11 protein-coding genes and 2 other RNA genes are annotated in these 18,251 nt (G+C 31.7%); 4 read left to right on the plus strand and 9 right to left on the minus strand.

Annotated elements, in window-relative coordinates; genetic code table 11:
* Positions 1-12: 12 nt before the first annotated feature.
* Positions 13-708 carry a response regulator transcription factor gene (locus tag ACZ5N4_RS17930; RefSeq protein WP_464203869.1) on the plus strand — a complete coding sequence of 232 codons (696 nt, stop codon included), beginning with the start codon at positions 13-15 and terminating at the stop codon, positions 706-708.
* 35 nt (positions 709-743) lie between these two features.
* Here ACZ5N4_RS17930 and ACZ5N4_RS17935 read toward each other — a convergent pair whose 3' ends face one another.
* From ACZ5N4_RS17935 to ACZ5N4_RS17955, 5 genes are all read right to left on the minus strand, one after another.
* Positions 744-3,170, minus strand: coding sequence for a bifunctional diguanylate cyclase/phosphodiesterase (locus ACZ5N4_RS17935; RefSeq protein WP_464203870.1), 2,427 nt, complete (start codon positions 3,168-3,170; stop codon positions 744-746).
* Between the two features lie 365 nt (positions 3,171-3,535).
* Positions 3,536-4,603 carry a tetratricopeptide repeat-containing glycosyltransferase family 2 protein gene (locus ACZ5N4_RS17940; RefSeq protein WP_464203871.1) on the minus strand — a complete coding sequence of 356 codons (1,068 nt, stop codon included), beginning with the start codon at positions 4,601-4,603 and terminating at the stop codon, positions 3,536-3,538.
* A gap of 83 nt (positions 4,604-4,686) precedes the next feature.
* Positions 4,687-6,102 (minus strand): collagen-like domain-containing protein, encoded by a 1,416-nt coding sequence (locus ACZ5N4_RS17945; RefSeq protein WP_464203872.1) that lies wholly within the window; start codon positions 6,100-6,102, stop codon positions 4,687-4,689.
* A gap of 227 nt (positions 6,103-6,329) precedes the next feature.
* On the minus strand, positions 6,330-7,511 hold the full coding sequence (locus tag ACZ5N4_RS17950; RefSeq protein WP_464203873.1) for a hypothetical protein: 1,182 nt from the start codon (positions 7,509-7,511) through the stop codon (positions 6,330-6,332).
* A 177-nt stretch (positions 7,512-7,688) separates the two neighbouring features.
* A complete protein-coding gene (locus ACZ5N4_RS17955) occupies positions 7,689-7,907 on the minus strand; it encodes a hypothetical protein (RefSeq protein WP_464203874.1) in 219 nt (72 codons plus the stop codon).
* Positions 7,908-8,130: 223 nt separating this feature from the next.
* Here ACZ5N4_RS17955 and ACZ5N4_RS17960 point away from each other — a divergent pair, with 223 nt between their 5' ends.
* Positions 8,131-8,967 carry a methyl-accepting chemotaxis protein gene (locus ACZ5N4_RS17960; RefSeq protein ID WP_464211001.1) on the plus strand — a complete coding sequence of 279 codons (837 nt, stop codon included), beginning with the start codon at positions 8,131-8,133 and terminating at the stop codon, positions 8,965-8,967.
* A 106-nt stretch (positions 8,968-9,073) separates the two neighbouring features.
* Here the strand turns inward: ACZ5N4_RS17960 and ACZ5N4_RS17965 are convergent, their stop codons facing one another.
* The 3 genes from ACZ5N4_RS17965 to ACZ5N4_RS17975 form a co-directional block, all read right to left on the minus strand.
* On the minus strand, positions 9,074-10,000 hold the full coding sequence (locus ACZ5N4_RS17965) for an indoleacetate decarboxylase activase (RefSeq protein WP_464203876.1): 927 nt from the start codon (positions 9,998-10,000) through the stop codon (positions 9,074-9,076).
* Positions 10,001-10,022: 22 nt separating this feature from the next.
* Positions 10,023-12,629: an indoleacetate decarboxylase gene (locus ACZ5N4_RS17970; protein WP_464203877.1), complete on the minus strand. Its 2,607-nt coding sequence runs from the start codon at positions 12,627-12,629 to the stop codon at positions 10,023-10,025.
* A gap of 177 nt (positions 12,630-12,806) precedes the next feature.
* Positions 12,807-16,049, minus strand: coding sequence for a DEAD/DEAH box helicase (locus tag ACZ5N4_RS17975; protein ID WP_464203878.1), 3,243 nt, complete (start codon positions 16,047-16,049; stop codon positions 12,807-12,809).
* A gap of 224 nt (positions 16,050-16,273) precedes the next feature.
* Between ACZ5N4_RS17975 and ffs the strand changes: the two genes are divergently transcribed.
* Both ffs and ssrS read left to right on the plus strand, forming a co-directional pair.
* Positions 16,274-16,538, plus strand: an RNA gene (ffs, locus tag ACZ5N4_RS17980) — signal recognition particle sRNA large type.
* Positions 16,539-16,551: 13 nt separating this feature from the next.
* Positions 16,552-16,743, plus strand: a non-coding RNA gene (gene ssrS / locus ACZ5N4_RS17985) — 6S RNA.
* Between the two features lie 61 nt (positions 16,744-16,804).
* Here ssrS and ACZ5N4_RS17990 read toward each other — a convergent pair.
* Entirely contained in the window at positions 16,805-18,250 is a 1,446-nt protein-coding gene (locus tag ACZ5N4_RS17990; protein ID WP_464203879.1) for a sensor histidine kinase, read from the minus strand.
* Position 18,251: the final 1 nt, after the last annotated feature.

The raw sequence follows: 18,251 nt of genomic DNA on the forward strand, positions 1-18,251 counted from the left end.
AGAGAGGTTATTATGAAAAGAATTTTAATAGTTGAGGATGACTTAAGTATTGCTGAACTTCAAAAGGATTATCTAGAGCTTTCAGGGTTTGAAGTTAGTGTATGTACTGATGGTGTACAAGGCCTAAATACTATAAAAGAGAAGGAATTTGATTTAATAATTCTTGATATTATGCTTCCTAAAATTGATGGCTTTAGTATTTTACGCAGTATACAAGAAGATAAGGATATTCCTGTTTTATTGGTTTCTGCCAAAAAAGAAGAAATCGATAAAATTAAAGGCTTAAGCCTTGGAGCTGATGACTATATTACAAAACCTTTTAGCCCTGGTGAGTTAGTCGCTAGAGTTAAATCTCACATTCAAAACTACGAAAGAATAAAAAGTAAATTTACACCAAAGTCAAAAAATAATGTTATAACTATAAGAGGACTAGAAATAATTAAAGACTCAAGACAAGTTCTTATAAACGGCACTGAGGTAAGTTTAGCTCAAAAAGAGTTTGACCTATTACTTTATTTAGCTGAAAATCCCAATAGAGTATTTAGCAGAGAAGAATTATTTGAAAAAATCTGGGGCTTTGATGCTCTTGGCGATACTGCTACTGTTACAGTACATATTGGAAGAGTGAGAGAAAAAATAGAGTCTTCTCCATCCAATCCTCAGTATATTGAAACTGTATGGGGAGCTGGATACAGGCTTAGGGTATAAGATTATATCCTAAGCCTATTTTGTTTATTATATTTTTACCAAAACTTTATACCATCGGTCAGTAGTTTTTCGAAAGTTTCTGTATCTATAGGCTTACTAAAAAAGTATCCCTGTAGTTCATCACATTTTTGATTTTTTAAATACTCTGCCTGAATAGAAGTTTCTACTCCTTCAGCAACAACTGAAATATTTAGTCCATGTGCCATTTGAATTAAGGCATCAATAATAACCTGTTTGTCCTCTAAATTTACAATGTTATCTACAAATGCTTTATCTACTTTTAGAACATCAATCTGTAAACTTTTTAAGTAATTCAATGAAGAATACCCTTTTCCAAAGTCATCAAGAGCGATATTAATTCCACATTCTCTTATTTCCTTCAATATCTTATTGCATTCGGATATATCCTCCATTAGTGAGGATTCTGTAATCTCCAACTCCAATAGGTTAGGTTCTAATTTTGTTTCTTGTATTATATTTTTTATCACATCTATAAGATTTTTTTGTTGGAATTGAACTACAGAAAGATTTACGCTAACCTTTAAGTTTGATAGTCCTCTTTCATGCCATTCCTTTAGCTGCATACAAGATTTTTTTAATACATAATTTCCAATATCAATAATCAATCCTGTTTCTTCAGCTAGTGGAATAAATTCATCGGGAAATATCTTTTGTCCATCTTGTTTTTCCCACCTTACAAGAGCTTCTGCACTGCTAATTCTACCGGTTCTTGTGTTAATCTTAGGCTGATATACTACTTTAATTTCGTCTTTTACTAAAGCCTCTTTTAGTTCCTTTTCCATAACTAAACGATTAATTAAGCTTTTCTCCATCTCTTGGGAATAATACATATATTCATTATGTCCTTTGTTCTTGATATGATGAAGTACAAGCTCTCCATTTTTTAGTATTTCCTCACTTGTAGTTCCATGTTCTGGATATATCACAACCCCAGCATTGAAAATAGTGATCAAACTCTTACTTGGGATAAATTCTTCTTTCTGAAGATCCTTCATTAAATCCTTTATTTTTTCATTCATATGATGAAAATTTAGAAAATCCTCTAGTATAGCAAATTCATTATCACTTTTGCAGGATATAAATGCAGTTTTCCATTTAGTCTTTAAAAAAGTAGCTATACTTAACAATATTTCTTCTCCTGCAATATGTCCTACGATATCTGTAATCTGCTTAAAATTATGTATTTGCAAAATTATCATTGAACAAGTACCTTTACATTCACGCATATATATTCTTTCATCTATCTCTTCTTTTAATAACTCTTTGTTGGGTAACCCAGTTATGCTGTCATAATATGCCATTGTACTAATTTTAGTTTCTCTATCTTTAATACGATCTTTCATGATATTTATATTTGATGCAATTTGTGAAAATTCGTCTTTGCCTGCAATTATAATATCTTGTGAATAGTCTCCTTTAGAAATCTCTAAAAGACTATTATTAATTTTTTGTACTTTTTTCATAATAAAATTATTTAGAAATCTCCTGATAAAAAAATAGAAAATGGCTATTATAAATAAAGAACTTTTTATGGAATTTATTATTGTCTGCTTTTTTATCCTTTCAAGTGCAGTAAAATCATATCTCATTTCTACATAAAACTTTTGTGAAGGAACGAAGCTTTTCCATGGTGTATTTAATTGGTAATACCTATATGTAAATCCATCTTTATTCTTAATAAGTTCATTGTTATTTTTTAATTGTTTGAATTCTTCATTTCTCAAATCTAGCTGCTTTCCTTCATCGGATAAAGCCCAGGTGTATTTTCCATTATTATTATAAATCTCTATATTTATTTCACCTTTTTCTAAAGACTTTGGAAACTGAAACAAGTCTTTAAATAAAAAATTATAATAACTAAGATCATATTTTTTCCTTATATATTCCTTTACATCAACAGATATCTCTATAATATAATCGCTTTTTAAAGGGCTGTAGTAAGTATATCTATTTAGTTTTCCTTCTTTCATAGAAAACTCTATGCCTTGATTGTATACTTTTCCTGTACCATATATTTTAGATAAGTAGTCTCCCATATAATTATTTTTACTAATCAAATTTATTCCTTTATCTAGTTGAAAGCTAGTGTGTACAACTTTACCCTCCTTATTAATAATGTAAATGTCTGAAATTGGTAAACTTTCGGCGAGCTTCTTTAACTCTTCATCCGCTACTTCTAAAGGATTTTGCTTATTTTGTACAAACCATTGTTCAATATTATTTATGCTGCTCTTTTCTAATTCTAAAAATTCATCATTCATTCCATATAAAACCATGTCAAGCTCCATAATTTGCTCAGTTGCATGGGAAAGAGTATCTTTTTCTTGTTTTACAGTTATATTTCCAATTTCACTTTCTATATTAAAAATGGTTAAAATAGAAAGTGCTATTGTCGCAAATATAACGGATGAAATAAGAAATAATATAGTCTTATTTTTCACAGTACCCTCCATTTATACAATAAAGTATATATTTAAAAATCCAAAAATTTCTTACCATATTTTAGTTTAAAATATTTATAAGCGCATGTCCATATTGTCTTTAAATTATTATGTATATTAGGTATATGAAAATAAATAACGAGTCAAATATATTTTCATACTGGCTTGTCATTTATTTGAATATGGATTAAGTTTCTACGCTCTATAAAACATTAGATTTAAAGCTAATATTAGTATAATATAAAAATACAGATAAATATTGCAAGATATTTATCTGTATTAAACAAAAGAGCGATGAAAAGCTTTAAAACAAAATAAAGTTAACACTTCCTATACTATATAATCTCACATTTTCAAATTCAACTTTAATTATAGTTTTTAAAGAATTCATTGTTATATTGAACTGCTTTATCATCAGACTTAAATTGTTCAGCCAGTTTATTATATTTAATTGCCTCTTCTATATTTCCAAGTTTATAATAACAAGTACATAATTCTAGTGAAGGTATATATCCATAACAATCATGCCTTATAAAACCCCATCTATTTTCATCTTTTTTCAAACTGAGGGCAGTTTCAAACCAAAAAATTGCTTTCTCATATTCATCAATATCTTTAAAAAAGTATCCAAGCTGGCAGCAAGTTTCAGCTCTAGGCGTATCATAGCTAAAAGTTTTTACTAAATACATGAACTCATTTTCTTTATCATTTTTTATTCTATAGCATTGTGCAAGCTCCAAGCATGCATTAATATTATCTTCTATCCATCCTTTATTAGTATCAAGAAATTTTTTATAGTATGAAATAGACTTATCATATTTCTCGTTAAAATAAAGCTCTTTTGCATAATAATATAAACCTCTAGGACTAAGAGATCCTCTGCTAGCTTTCATCTTCTTAAATATTTTTAAATTTCTCAGAGGGTTAGATTTGCTTTTTTTATGTGTAATACAAATGCTGCTGTTAACTATCTTTCCATCTATATCAATATACTCATGAATCTTGTCTTTCCATTTAAAATTATTACTTCTTTTTATTAATCTTTCTCTAAAATAAGATAGATTAGCATTACCTAGATCATCAAAACCCACATTATATTTCATCATAACCACGTCAACATCTTCCTCAATGCTTTGTTTTAATTGTAAAAATGCTTCTTTATCATCTTTTAATACAATATCATCTGCATCCAACCATAAAATATAATCTTTAGTGGCCTTAGAAAAGGAAAAATTTCTTGCTGCTGAAAAATCATCAATCCATTTAAAGTCAAATACTTTAGTAGTATAAAAGCTGGCAATTTCTTTAGTACTATCTGTTGAACCAGTATCAACTATTATTATTTCATCAACAATGTCTTTTATTGAATCTAAGCATTGTGCAAGAGTTTCTTCTTCATCTTTTACTATCATACATAAGCTAATAGTAATCATGATATTTATTGCTACCTCCTTGATTTTAATCTCGAATAAAAACCAGAAGGAAATGTTCACCATTTCCTTCTTATTTTTAAAGTCTATCTAATATCTTCTATAGTACAAGTAGATACTAAAGTAGAGGTTCCTAGAACAGCTATTCCATATGCAGTATGAGTTACTCTATTTGGTTCTAAGAAATTTCCACCTGCTATTATATTTGCTGTTGCTTTGCATCGAATTAGTGATTCTAATGTGTTCCTCACTGCTGATTCACATTTAGCTGCACAGCCTATTGGCAGCGGTGTTGGCGGTGGAAGGAAAGCTATCTTCAGTAATCCATCACGATTAAACAAAGAGTTATTACAAGTAAGAGTTATTGCTACTATCTTACAAATAGAAATTCTATGAGTTTTAACTCCTGCAGGATTAGATAATACTAGTATACCACTATCTAAAATCGAAGTTGGTATTCCTATAGCTGAACCTTTATTTTCATAGTTAATAACTACAGTGGTTCCAGGGAACAGTTCTATTATTTGCCTTAACACATTTTTTATTTGAGCAGTGCATGCACATTCAACAGCATCTCCTGGTTGTCCCTGAGGACCTTGATCTCCTTTAGGTCCCTGACAACCTTGGTCTCCTTTACATCCTTTTGGTCCCATCGGTCCTTGACATCCTTGGTCTCCCTTTTCTCCTTTTGGTCCCATCAGTCCTGGACATCCTGGATCTCCCTTTTCTCCTTTTGGTCCCATCGGTCCTGGGCATCCCGGATCTCCTTTTTCTCCCTTTGGTCCCTGACAGCCTGGATCTCCTTTGCACCCTTTTGGTCCTGGACAGCCTTGGTCTCCTTTACATCCTTTTGGTCCCATAGGCCCTTGACATCCCGGGGCTCCCTTTTCTCCTTTTGGTCCCATCGGTCCTTGACATCCTGGATCTCCTTTACATCCTTTCGGTCCTGGACAGCCTTGGTCTCCTTTACATCCTTTTGGTCCCATCGGTCCTTGACATCCTTGGTCTCCCTTTTCTCCTTTTGGTCCCATCAGTCCTGGACATCCTGGATCTCCCTTTTCTCCTTTTGATCCCATCGGTCCTGGACATCCCGGATCTCCTTTTTCTCCCTTTGGTCCCTGACAGCCTGGATCTCCTTTGCACCCTTTTGGTCCTGGACACCCTTCAGGCCCCTGTAGCCCCATCGGTCCTGGACATCCCGGGTCTCCTTTTTCTCCCTGTGGTCCTGGGCATCCTGGATCTCCTTTGCAGCCTTTTGGTCCTCGAGGGCCAGTCTCTCCACAAACTGTTATACACTTATGTCCAGAACATGGATCAGGATGTCTTAATCTATCATGGCACTTATTTTTTTTCTCATTGCAATCATCTTCATCAAATTCATCTACGTACTTCTTGTACCCTTCATAATATGGCATTTCGTTTGTATCAATGTCTTCACTTTTACGTTCATTAATAAATGGATGGCTTCCCCTTGAATGGTGCGATCTTCTATGACTTGCCATATTTATTTCCTCCCTCTATAGAAATTTGCACAACTAATACACTGTTATATTGAAAGTAAATAAAATAAAATTTAAGGAATTTATCCTTAATTAATAATATGATGACTTGTTAAGATTGTGACAGTATAACAAAGTAATTTGATACTTCTTTTCTACAAGCTAGAAGCTGTGACCAAAAAAAATAAAAAACTCCTTGCTGTAAATAATCAGCAAGGAGTTTTACATTTCTATTTAATTTTAGATTCACTAATTAAATCTTGAAATTTTGTAGAGTTTTCACTATTAAGCTCTGGGAACTTTATTTCAACATTTTTATTTATATTGAAAGTACTTGTGTTAAAATCAATTCCTAATTTATATACACCAGTAAGTTTATTTTGTGTGCTTGTACCACTTAATTTTTCAACTGTTGGTATAAGCTTTGCTGAGTCAAATACTAAGTCTATATTACCTTTTTCATTTACAACATATCCATCTCCATCAACTGCATACTTAATTACGATTCCTTTATCTCCAACAAGAGTTACTTCATCAAAAGCATTTAATATTTTGTTCATCTGTGCTGTAAACTGTGGTAATCCTTTGTCAAAGTCTGAAAAAGCTTTATCTATTCCTGCTTGATTAGCTTTTGCTTCTTCCTCGCTTGAAGCAGACAATTTTGTAACTGTAGTTAAATAATCCTTTAATAATCCTTTAGCATCCTTGTTATTTATTAAGTTATTTGAAGTATATTTTATTAAATCTTTGAACTGCTTATCATTTAACTTAATCTCGAAGGTACGCACTAATTTTCTTCCATCTGGAAGGTTCATATATGTATATCCTGTTTCTGTAACAATTTTAAAGCCTGGATCAAAACTTGCCATACTGCTAAGAATCATTTTTGAGAATTTATTCTGCATATCTTCACTTGCTTTAGCTAAATACATATTTGCATTATTTGATTTATCCATCATTGAGTTATCTAATACAACATACTGCTTTCCACCCATCTTTTGTGCTTCAGCAGCTGGTACTTTGATAATCTCTTTAAATTCATTTTTACCATCTGCCATATTTACATCAGCCCAAACTCCCATGTTTAATGGCATTGTTCCTAGCTGCATTGCAACATCTGCCTGCATTTTTCCAACCTTACCATCCTTCTGCTGATTTGCCTTGGTATTAATAGTCATTTTTGAACCATTGATCATAGGAATAGCCTTACCAGCTTCCTTCTGCTCTTCAGCTGAAAGATTTTCTGCAGTAAATCTCAATCCAATCTCTGTTTTACTTTCTGAGCTAGTGATTTTTTGTGTTTTACTAAATGCATCAGAAAGTGTTTTTCCCTCATAACTGCACCCTGTAAAGAGAGAAGTGGACATTGCTACCACAGCTCCAATTAAAACTAATTTTTTTAAACTTTTCATTATTGCACCCCCATCAAAATCATGGGTTAATTATACCATGGTTGTAAATATTACGCAATAGGGTTATCTATACCTCTTAATAAGTTTTCATCACCTATCCACTATTTATATAGATTTATTTTGCATTTACTCCTGTTTTCTTCCACATATTTAATTTATCTATATTCTCATTTACTTCTAGCTAATCTTAGATTTCTTTAAAATGTTGTTATACCCAACTAGCGTTTCCATCATTTTTTCTTTTATATATTTTAGTACATTATTTTTATCTATACCTGAGTAAAGTTGTTCAAACACAATATTAGCATTAAAAGATATTGGAATGTCCCTTCCTACAAGTTCACCAACAAAGCCTGCCAAAATCATTACGCCTTTATTGTGTATACTACTGTTCATATCCGCTTCTCTTTCAATATTCTATGATTAAACAATTTAGTTAATATTTTCACGATTCTTCTTTCATCATCTATGACTTTTTATGCCTTTTTACTGAAATATTAGAATTTTTTCAATAAAAACTTTTATATTTTAGCATTTTTTGCTAAAATATTTATATGGCATGTTAAATGTTATTAAATATATTATTTAATTTTAGATTAAGGGGGAGAAGAATTTGAATATGTTAGATTCTATGTTAAATATCATTACAGTTCTTGAGGATATGTTCCAAGATGAAGATGCAATGCTTGTAGTATCAGATTTAGAGAAAATAGTATATTATAAAGCTGGAAAAACCGTTAACGCAGGACATGAGGGCTTACCATTAAGAGCTGGCGATGGCTTATATGAAGTTATTCAATCTAAAAAAACTTTAAGAGTCATTGTTCCAAAGGAATTATTAGGTACTCCATTTAAAGCCATTACTATACCTTTGTTTGATGAAAATAAACAAATAATAGGTGCCGCAGGAGTGGGTTGGAGCTTAGATAGTAAAGTAAAAATATACGAGCAACTAAGCAATGTTGTCGATAGTTTGGCAAGCTCTATCGAACAAATCTCAACAGGCATCAATGATATAACTACAAATGCACAAAATATAGCTTCCTCACAGGAAGAAATGGTATCTTCAGCTCAAGTGACAAGAAAAAACGTAGATGAGACTTCTAAAATTACAGATTTCATAAGAAATATAGCTAACCAAACTAATCTCTTAGGACTTAATGCAGCAATAGAAGCTTCAAGAGCTGGACAAGAAGGAAGAGGTTTTCAAGTAGTAGCTGGAGAAATACGTAAGCTCGCCGTAAATAGTAAAAACGCTGTAACCCAGATAGAACAAGGGCTTAATGGCATGCAGAGTTCTATAAATTTCATCATGAATATGATAGAAAAGAACACCTCAACAACCCAATCACAGGCTGCTGCTTCTGAGGAAATAAGCGCTTCTATCCAGGAACTAAGAGCTCTATCAGATGTTTTATTGCAAGTTACTAAAGACTTAGAAATACTGACCAAATAATATAAAAAGAAGCCTCCTTCAAAAGAGGCTTCTTTTTATATTTTGGTATTAGCTTAATTCTTTAGACTAATAATATACTACTTATTATATCTTATAGCCCCACTAACTATCCTATTATGCATTTCACCCCTAAAGACTCTACGGACTCCTTTAACAACTCCATTTTCTCCTTATCTGGTGAAGTTACATCGGAAATACCATATGTTAATCCTAATTGTTCATATTTTGCTACACCTAATTTGTGATAAGGTAAAAGATTTATTCTATCTATATTATTTTCAGCGCAGAACCTACTTATACTTATAATATTTTCTTTATCATCATTTAAACCTGGTATTATAGGTACTCTAATTACTACAGGCTTGTGCTTTGATATTATTGAAATATTATTTAAAATTGGCTTGTTACTAACTCCTGTAAGCTTTTTATGTTTATCTTCATCCATATGTTTTATATCTGTTAGAAAAAGATCTGTAACAGGTATAAACTTATTGACTATCTCAGCGCTAGTAAACATTGCACTTTCAATAGCGGTATTTATATATTCTTCCTTGCAGGCTTTTAAAATATTAACTGCAAATTCTGGTTGATAGGTAGGATCTCCTCCTGAAAGTGTTACTCCGCCATTTCTTTTGTAATAAGGAGTATCTCTTTTTATAACTTTCATAACTTGTCCCACAGTCATAGTCTTTCCAGTAGGCTTTAGTGCATCATTCAAACACATATCTATACATTTTAATTCACTGCACATAATGCACTTTTCTTTATTTATGTCTATACTAGCTTTAGTATCTTCATTATTTTTTAAAGTAATAGCCTTGTTTGTACAAGCTTTTGAACATTCCATACAACCTGTACAATTCATCTTATGATATCGAATCTCCGGCAGTATCTTTTGTCCTTCTGGATTAGCACACCATAGACATTTTAGTGGACATCCTTTTAGAAATATAAGAGTTCTTATACCAGGTCCATCATGAAAGGATAAGCTTTGTATATCGAATACTATACCTGAACTCCTTGAATTTCCCATAATTTATGCTCTCTTTCTTATTCTATATACTTGTAGCATTATACTCTGTTCTTGCTATTATTTCATCCTGTATTGGCTTTGAAAGCTCTACCCAATAAGCGCTAAAACCTGCTACTCTGACAATTAAGTCACGATATTTTTCAGGATGCAATTGAGCATCACGAAGCATATCAGAGTCAACTATATTAAATTGTATATGATATCCTCCCTGATGGAAATAAGATTTAACTAAATCAACAAGGTTATGAGAGCCTTCTGCTCCCCTAACTGCATTAGGATGTATCTTCATATTAAGTTGAACACTTCTCATTTTAACAGAATCTAGCTTAATTCCTGATTGGAATAATGCTATTGGTCCGTTAACATCTGTTCCTGGTGTAGCTGAAAGAACTCCATCAGTTAAGCTAACGCCAGCCACTTTTCCATCTGGTGTAGCACCACATACACGTCCAAAAGGTCCATGAGCTGATATTGATAAACCAGCAGGTATCCATGGAAGTCCTAAGTATGTTGTCTCTGATAAACATACTTCATTATAATGCTCCCAACACTCAACAAATATTGAATCTACATAATCTTCATCATTTCCATATTTAGGTGCGTTTAATAAATCTCTGTGTATTCTTTCAAAACCACCACTGATACGTTTTTGTTCAAGCATTGAGAAATTCCCAACCTTATCTGCTCTTTCAAAACCAAAGTTTTCTTTTAATGCATGTCTTATCTCTTCTAGTGTATATTTTTTATTTTCAAAAACTAACTGTTTAATAGCAGCTAAACTGTTTGCAACATTTACCATACCTGAATTTAATAGTGTTACTGACTTGTTGTAACGAGCTCCATTAGAGTCTAATGGTTTACCATTTTTAACACAGTCTTTAACGAATACAGAACCAATAACAAGTGGACTTATCTCTCTATGTACTGCCATAACATAGTTCCAGTAACGCATATAAACTCTTAAGAATCTATCTTCTACTTTGCACCACGCATTCCATAAATCTTCATAGCTGTTGATGTCTCCTAAAGGCTCAGTGCAGCGTATTCCTGTTCTTGGGTCTACTCCATCATTTAAAACTATTTCCAAGCACTTAACCTCATTAAAGAAACCTGGATGGCATATACCATGACATGTTCCCTGCATTTGCATTTCAACGCAACCACCCATTCCTACATCTCTAGCATCTTCAATAGTTATATTCTCATCTCTGTGGTTTTGTAATAAATGTTGAATACAAGCTTCATTATTAAACCAAGCAGGATATCCTGCACCAGTTTTTGTAGTTTGTGCAGCTCTCATTAATAATTTATCAGTTGTTTTAGAATTTACCATTACACCTAAAGTAGGTTGAATAGTCTGCATGCTGCAGCCTGCTTCAAGTATTATTTCTTCTAACTCGTTGTCTGCACATTTTCCATCTCTTGTGACTCCTCCAACTATCATGTGCTGGAATAGGTTTCCTGAAGCTAAAGCTTCCCAGCTTCTTGGAGATACATATTCTTCACTAGAGAATTTTACTCTCATAAGTTCCATAAGCTCTACAGCTTCTTCTCTAGTTAGCCTTCCTTCTTCTATATCCTTCTTGTATAATGGATATAAAAGTTGTCCCCAACGCCCTGGAGAAAGTCCTACTATTGGACCATCTAATGCAATAGATATATGACCTATCCAAGCTGCCTGTAGTCCTTCATAGAAGGTTCTTGCTGGTTTTGCTGGAACCCATCTTAGAGTTTCAGCCATCTTTAATAGTTCATTTTTTCTTTGTTCATCTTTCTCTTCAGCTGCCATTTCCTCTGCCTTGTCAGCATAATTTTTAGTCCAATTTATAACACCTTCGCAAGCTAATATAGTTGCTCTCCAAAATAAAACCTTTTCAGCAACCTCTCTACTAGTAGGAACAGTATTTTTAACTTTTTCCTTACATTCCTGTATAATATCCTCTAGCCCTCTCTCAACAATCATATCATAGGCTGGTATCCATCTTCCTTCCATAATTGATATAACACTTGGAGGAAATATTACAGTTTTAAATGCATTATCAAGGTCATCGTATTCAGGCATAGTTTCTTTTAAGAACTTGTCCGACTCATCTTCAATACATTTGCCTTCCCAAAACTTACAGGACTCAATTAAAGGCTCTGCATCTTCTTCTTTCATTGCAAAGGTACCCATCTCAATTAGACCTTTGCCTTCTTTATGACTACGGCCTCCTCCTACTCCAACATCATAAACTTCATCACCTGAGTTTTCAGCCTTTCCAATCATATGTGAATAAAATTTTTGACTATATTGTAGATATACTGGTGCGCCTCTCATATATCTAGTTTTCTGCATAGTAATAAGCTCATATGGTTGTATTGCTGGTGTTATATTTTCAATAGCATACTTATATGCTCTTGCTCTACGAATAAGAAGTGGTTCACCTTCTGCTCTCTTCCATTCCTCTGTATAAAGTACACTAAATTCTGGGTCAAGCATACACCTAGCTTCTAGTAATCTTTTTTTAATTATTCTACCTCTTTCTGTTGTAGGTTCTTCTGATACTTCTCTTGAAACATATCCCTCTTGTTTCTGCTCTTCATTAGTTGGTGGCCATTTTAATGTTTTTAAATTTTCAAAGTCAATCACCTTTAATTCCCCCTTAAATGTAGTTAAATTTTTCGTATAATCTATTATATCATACAAAATGTAATATTTTATACTAAAATGTTAATTATGTAATTTCTTATATTTACTATATGATTTATATTGTTTTACCTTGGAGTATTATGTAAATAAATAGGAGCTGAATTTATTATCAGCTCCTTACATTCCAAATAATCCCAGTATTTCTTCCTCATTCAAAGTAGCAAAGCTATCACCACTAGTCAATTCATCCCCCAAAATTCCTGATATAAGCTTTTTCTTTTCTTCTTGGAGTAATAGTATTTTTTCCTCAATAGTGTCTTTAGCTATAATTTTTATAACCTCTACCACATTCTTTTGACCTATTCTATGGGCTCTATCTGTGGCTTGCTCCTCCACCGCTGGATTCCACCAAGGGTCAAAATGAATTACTAGGTCTGCAGAGGTTAAATTCAATCCCGTTCCCCCAGCCTTCAAGCTTATCAGAAATACTGAGTTTTCTCCATCATTAAAAGCTTTTACCATACTCATTCTTTTTTCTGAAGACATAGAACCATCTAGGTAATTAAAAGATATTCCTTCAGCATTAATTCTTTTCCCAATATTCTTAAGAACAGATGTGAATTGAGAAAATATCAATGCTCTATGCCCTTCTTCTATGCTCTTATGAATAAGTTCAACTAATGCTTCTATTTTTCCACTACCACCGCTATAATCTTTCATTAATACCATTGGATCTAAACACAACTGTCTTAGTTTTGTTATATAAGAAAGTATTTCTATTTTGCTACTTTGGAATTCATAATCCTTTACCTTCTTTTGAATAAGTTCAACTGCGTAGTTGGCATAAGTTTTATAAACTTTCTTTTGTTCATCCTCCAAATTCACCACTAATGTTTTTTCTATCTTATCAGGCAATTCCTTTATAACATCTCTTTTTTTTCTTCTAAGAATAAATGGCTTTATTAGTCTATTTAAATCCTCTAAAACTTCTGGACTTTCTCTAAGTTTTTTATGATACCTTACACTAAATCTCTTTTCATCATATAGGTATCCTGGCATTATAAAGTCAAATATAGACCACAATTCCATAAGAGAATTTTCTACTGGTGTCCCTGATAGTGCAAATCTCCTTTTTGCTTTTATTTTCTTAACAGCTATCGCATTTTGAGAGTTTGAATTTTTTATATTTTGAGCTTCATCCAATATACAATAATCAAATTCAATTTCATTGTAGCTTTCTAAATCCCTTTTTAATAAATTATAAGTTGTAATAAAAACATCATAATCATTTATTTTCTTAATTATATCTTCTCTATCTTCCTTAGTTCCATTGATAGCTGCTACCTTTAGCTTAGGTGCAAACTTTTCAAATTCACCTACCCAATTGTATATCAGTGACGTAGGAGCTACAATCAATGATTTACTTTCCTTATTAGACAATATAAAAGTAATAGTTTGGAGAGTTTTACCGAGACCCATCTCATCACCTAAAATTCCACCAAACCCTAAGTAATCTAAGGTTTTAAACCAATTATATCCTACTTTTTGATATGCTCTTAAATTCCCCTTTAAATCTTCTGGTTCCTTAAAACTTAAATTTTCTATATTTTTAAATTTATCTTTTATTTTCTTTAACTCTTTTTTGCCTTTTATAAATCTAATGCCATTATCCTCTAAATAGTTGTTTAAAAAAACACCTTTATTTACAGGGATTTGAATACAATTATCATCTATATCCTCTGATGAAACTATGTCTAAAAGCTTTAGAAACCTATTAAGCTCTAATTCTTCTAGATCTATATATTCACCATTTTTAAGTTTATAGTATTTAAGATTATCTCTAAAAGACCTTAATATATCAGCAGTCTCTTCAGGACTAATATCTCCTATTTTAAAATTCATTTCAAAATAATCATATTTATTAGATTTAATACCTCCACTAATTCCCTTTGAGCCTATGGACTTTATACCTCTAAAATTTTCAGAATAATAAACTTCTCCCATCTCTTGAAGTTTATTTATTTCACTTTTAAAAAACCTAAATATGTAGTCATCTCCCATTAACAGATAGAACTTACCCTTTATTTCTTCAAATCCTAAGGTTCTAAGAATTTGAATCACCTGTGATTCTTTTCTAGAATCTCTATAAATAATTTTTTCTCTGCAGTCTTCAAAAATATTAAATTCAAAAGCTCCATACACAACCTTTACTGTCAGTGTAATATCTTCATCTTCTTTATCAAAATAAAAATTGAAGTGACACTTATCAATTACTACTTTTTCCTTTATAGATTTAGACAGAGTAACTATAGGCGACAACCTATTAAGTTCCGGGATCAACTTTCTGAGTATAGTTTCTTCTTCAGTAGCTTCCATAGTTACTACCTTGGCTTCATTAAATATTTGAAGATATGGACTTATCTTATAACAAAATTCGTAGTCTGGAATATATACAGATGTACCATATACGAAAATATTATTGTTACATCCTAAAGCCTGTGGCATTCCCCCTAGAGCTTTAAGAACATATTCTCCCTTTATTAGTTTTAAATCAAATTCTATTGGTGGAGTTTTATTTAAAATTTCAGTTTCTACAGGTCTATAGAAGAACCCTTCATTTAAATAAACTCTATGATTTTTTATAACCTCAAAAAATTCTCTAACCAAACATTTAGGTATATTTATATATTTTCCATCTACAATGCTATCCTCACTTCTGTAAACAGTTTTATTATTTCCCTTTATCTCTTTCAAAGTCTCAATATAATTGATGAGCCTTTTATCCTTTGTGCTTAACCTTTGATTTTTTATATTAAAACTAAAGTTTTTACCATAACTTATAGAAATATTATTATAAAGAGCTACCAAAAACTGATTAATATCTTTTAAAATATAAAGATTGCTGGAACTCATAGACTTAAGTCCTATTTTAAATTCAGCAGTAATATTATGACTCCATTCATTTTTATTTATATAAACCTCAATTTTTATTTCCTCTTTACTCTCATCATCTCCTAAGAGCATATGTAATAAGCTATTTCTATTTTTAAATATACCTTTATCATGAATAATCTCCTCTATCAAAAGAGGATGGTTAACTAACTTTTCTAATGCTTTATAAAAAGTTGCCACTAAATGCTTACAGCAATAACTCCTTTTTTTAAACTCATTTTTTTCATAATCTAAACAGCTGCAATATGTAGAAAAAATACTCTTTTTTTCTGCATCCATCTCAATTTTTGTATTATATTCATTAAAGAGATTTTCCGAAATTACATTACCATTTATACAAATTAATTTATCTTCATTAGTAATATCTATAGAAGATACTAAATCATTATTAAAAACTCTTTGCCCATTAGCATAATTTTTACCACTAGTTTCTTCATTAAATATTTGTAATAATATATCTTCTTTCAACGTTCCTTCTCCTTAACAATTTGAAATTTCCAATCCTCTAATTATATCATAAAATGAAATATAAATCAGAGCTTAAGCTTTACAACTACTTCTTCATACTGTGGCAATTCGAACTACATCCAAAGCAGGAATAACTTACTATGCATTGAACACTTGTTTTGCTGATTTAGATGTGTTATTATATTCTCAGCGAAAGATAGTAACTACTTTTAATGAATAACTATTCGTGCTAGATGGGGAGCTAGCGGTGCCCTGTAACCTGCAATCCGCTACAGCAGGATTGAATTCCTTCTTTAGGCTTTAAGCTGTTAGGACAGTCTTACTCAAGTGGTGTTGAGAATTGGGTCCCATGCAACAGAAGTTCATAAACTCCGTCAGATCCGGAAGGAAGCAGCGGTAAGTGAATCCTTTTGTGTGCCGTGGAGCAACCTAATTTGAGCTAACTAGGTAAGAAACGCTGGTAGATTATTGCCGACAGAAGGTGCACGATCTACATAGACTATAATTTCTGAGATATTCGTTAGCTCTTATTTTGAACCTACATTAGAACCTTGGGAGTCTAATATTTAGATGAGGATATGTACCTTCTTATGAGTCCTTTTTATGGCATTGAGGGCGATAGATACATCTGTGAGGACACCCCCCTATCGAGAGATAGGTGTCAAAATGGGAGTACCGGTATTTTGGATTTAAATTTGTAAATTTTAAGCCAATGCTAAACTTTAGCATTGGCTTTTTAAATTAATATTTAAATTTTAATCGCTTCCACCTGGAAGAGTTATTTTAAAACATGCTCCACCTTTAACACAGTTTTCTGCAACAATACTTCCATTATGCTTTTCAATAATACTTTTTGTTATGGCTAAACCAAGTCCATAATTGCCCTGCTTTCCTTTATAGAATCTATCAAATATATTTGCTATGTCCTTTTCATCGAAACCTGGACCATCATCTTCTAATAATATAATTATTTTTGAACCTTCCTTTTTTAACGTTACATCTATATATTTTTTAGAATATCTTAGTGAGTTTCCAAGAATATTAATTATTGCTCTTGTAAGTTTTTCTTCATCCCCTAAAAGCATTATATTATTTTCATTGGATGAAAAATTGATTATCTTTTCCTTTTTAACTGCAATTCCACTTACTCTTTCAATGCTACTCCTTATCATATCTTCTGTGTTTATTCTCTCAAAGTTCATTTCTTCCTGCAAAGCATCTATTTTAGATAAGTACAGCAAGTCTTCTACTAATTGTGATAGTCTTTTACTTTCTTCTATTACAATATCAACAGCTTTATTCTGATCATCTACCACACCGTACTTTATACCTTCAGCATATCCTTGTATTGACATAAGGGGGGTACGTAGTTCATGTGAAGCATTTTGCATAAATGTTTTCATAGTGCTATCATAGGCAGAAAGCTTCTGCGTCATAGAATACATGGTTTCTGCCAGCTGCCCTATCTCGTCATCATTGTATTTTATAGGTTCTATGTCATATTTTCTTTCACCAATTTTGTTTGCATATTTACTAAGTTGAGAAATAGGTCGTGATATCTTTTCAGATACATTATTCGATATTATCAGAGCAATAATTGCTGCAATAACCATTATCGATAAGAGCATTATATTAACAATAGTTGTAAGCTTGCTGCTTTTATCAAGATCAGAATAAATCAATAAATAACCCTCTTTCAAGTTATTTGAGGATTCCAATGGATATATTGTAGCTGCATACCTTTTTCTTGATGCATTAAAATAAAACACATTATTCTTCTTTGTTTCAGATGTTATCAATTTTTTCTTGTTTATCATAGGAAGTAAGCTGTTTTGTAACAATAAATACTCCTGGTTGCTTTCTTTTAAAGGGTAAATTATATTTTTATTTTTTCCAAATATGGCATAGTTAATATCTAAAAAAGATTGAGTCTTTCTCAAAGTTTTATTAATTTCTAACATACTTTTTATAAGTTCTTTATTATTTTTGCCTTGTATTATAATATTTAGATCCTGCAAATCTTCAGACATTGATTTTTTAACAATATCTCCTGCAATTATAAGCTGCTTTTTAGTCTGTGTCCTAACAAAAATTCTAAGACATGCATCAAACACTGCTGCAGTTAAAATCAAAGAAATCAAAATTATTGCTATATGTGAAAAGAAAATTCTTTTCTTTATTGTTATTTTATAAGGTTTCATG

It is taken from the genome of Clostridium nitrophenolicum (assembly GCF_055391695.1).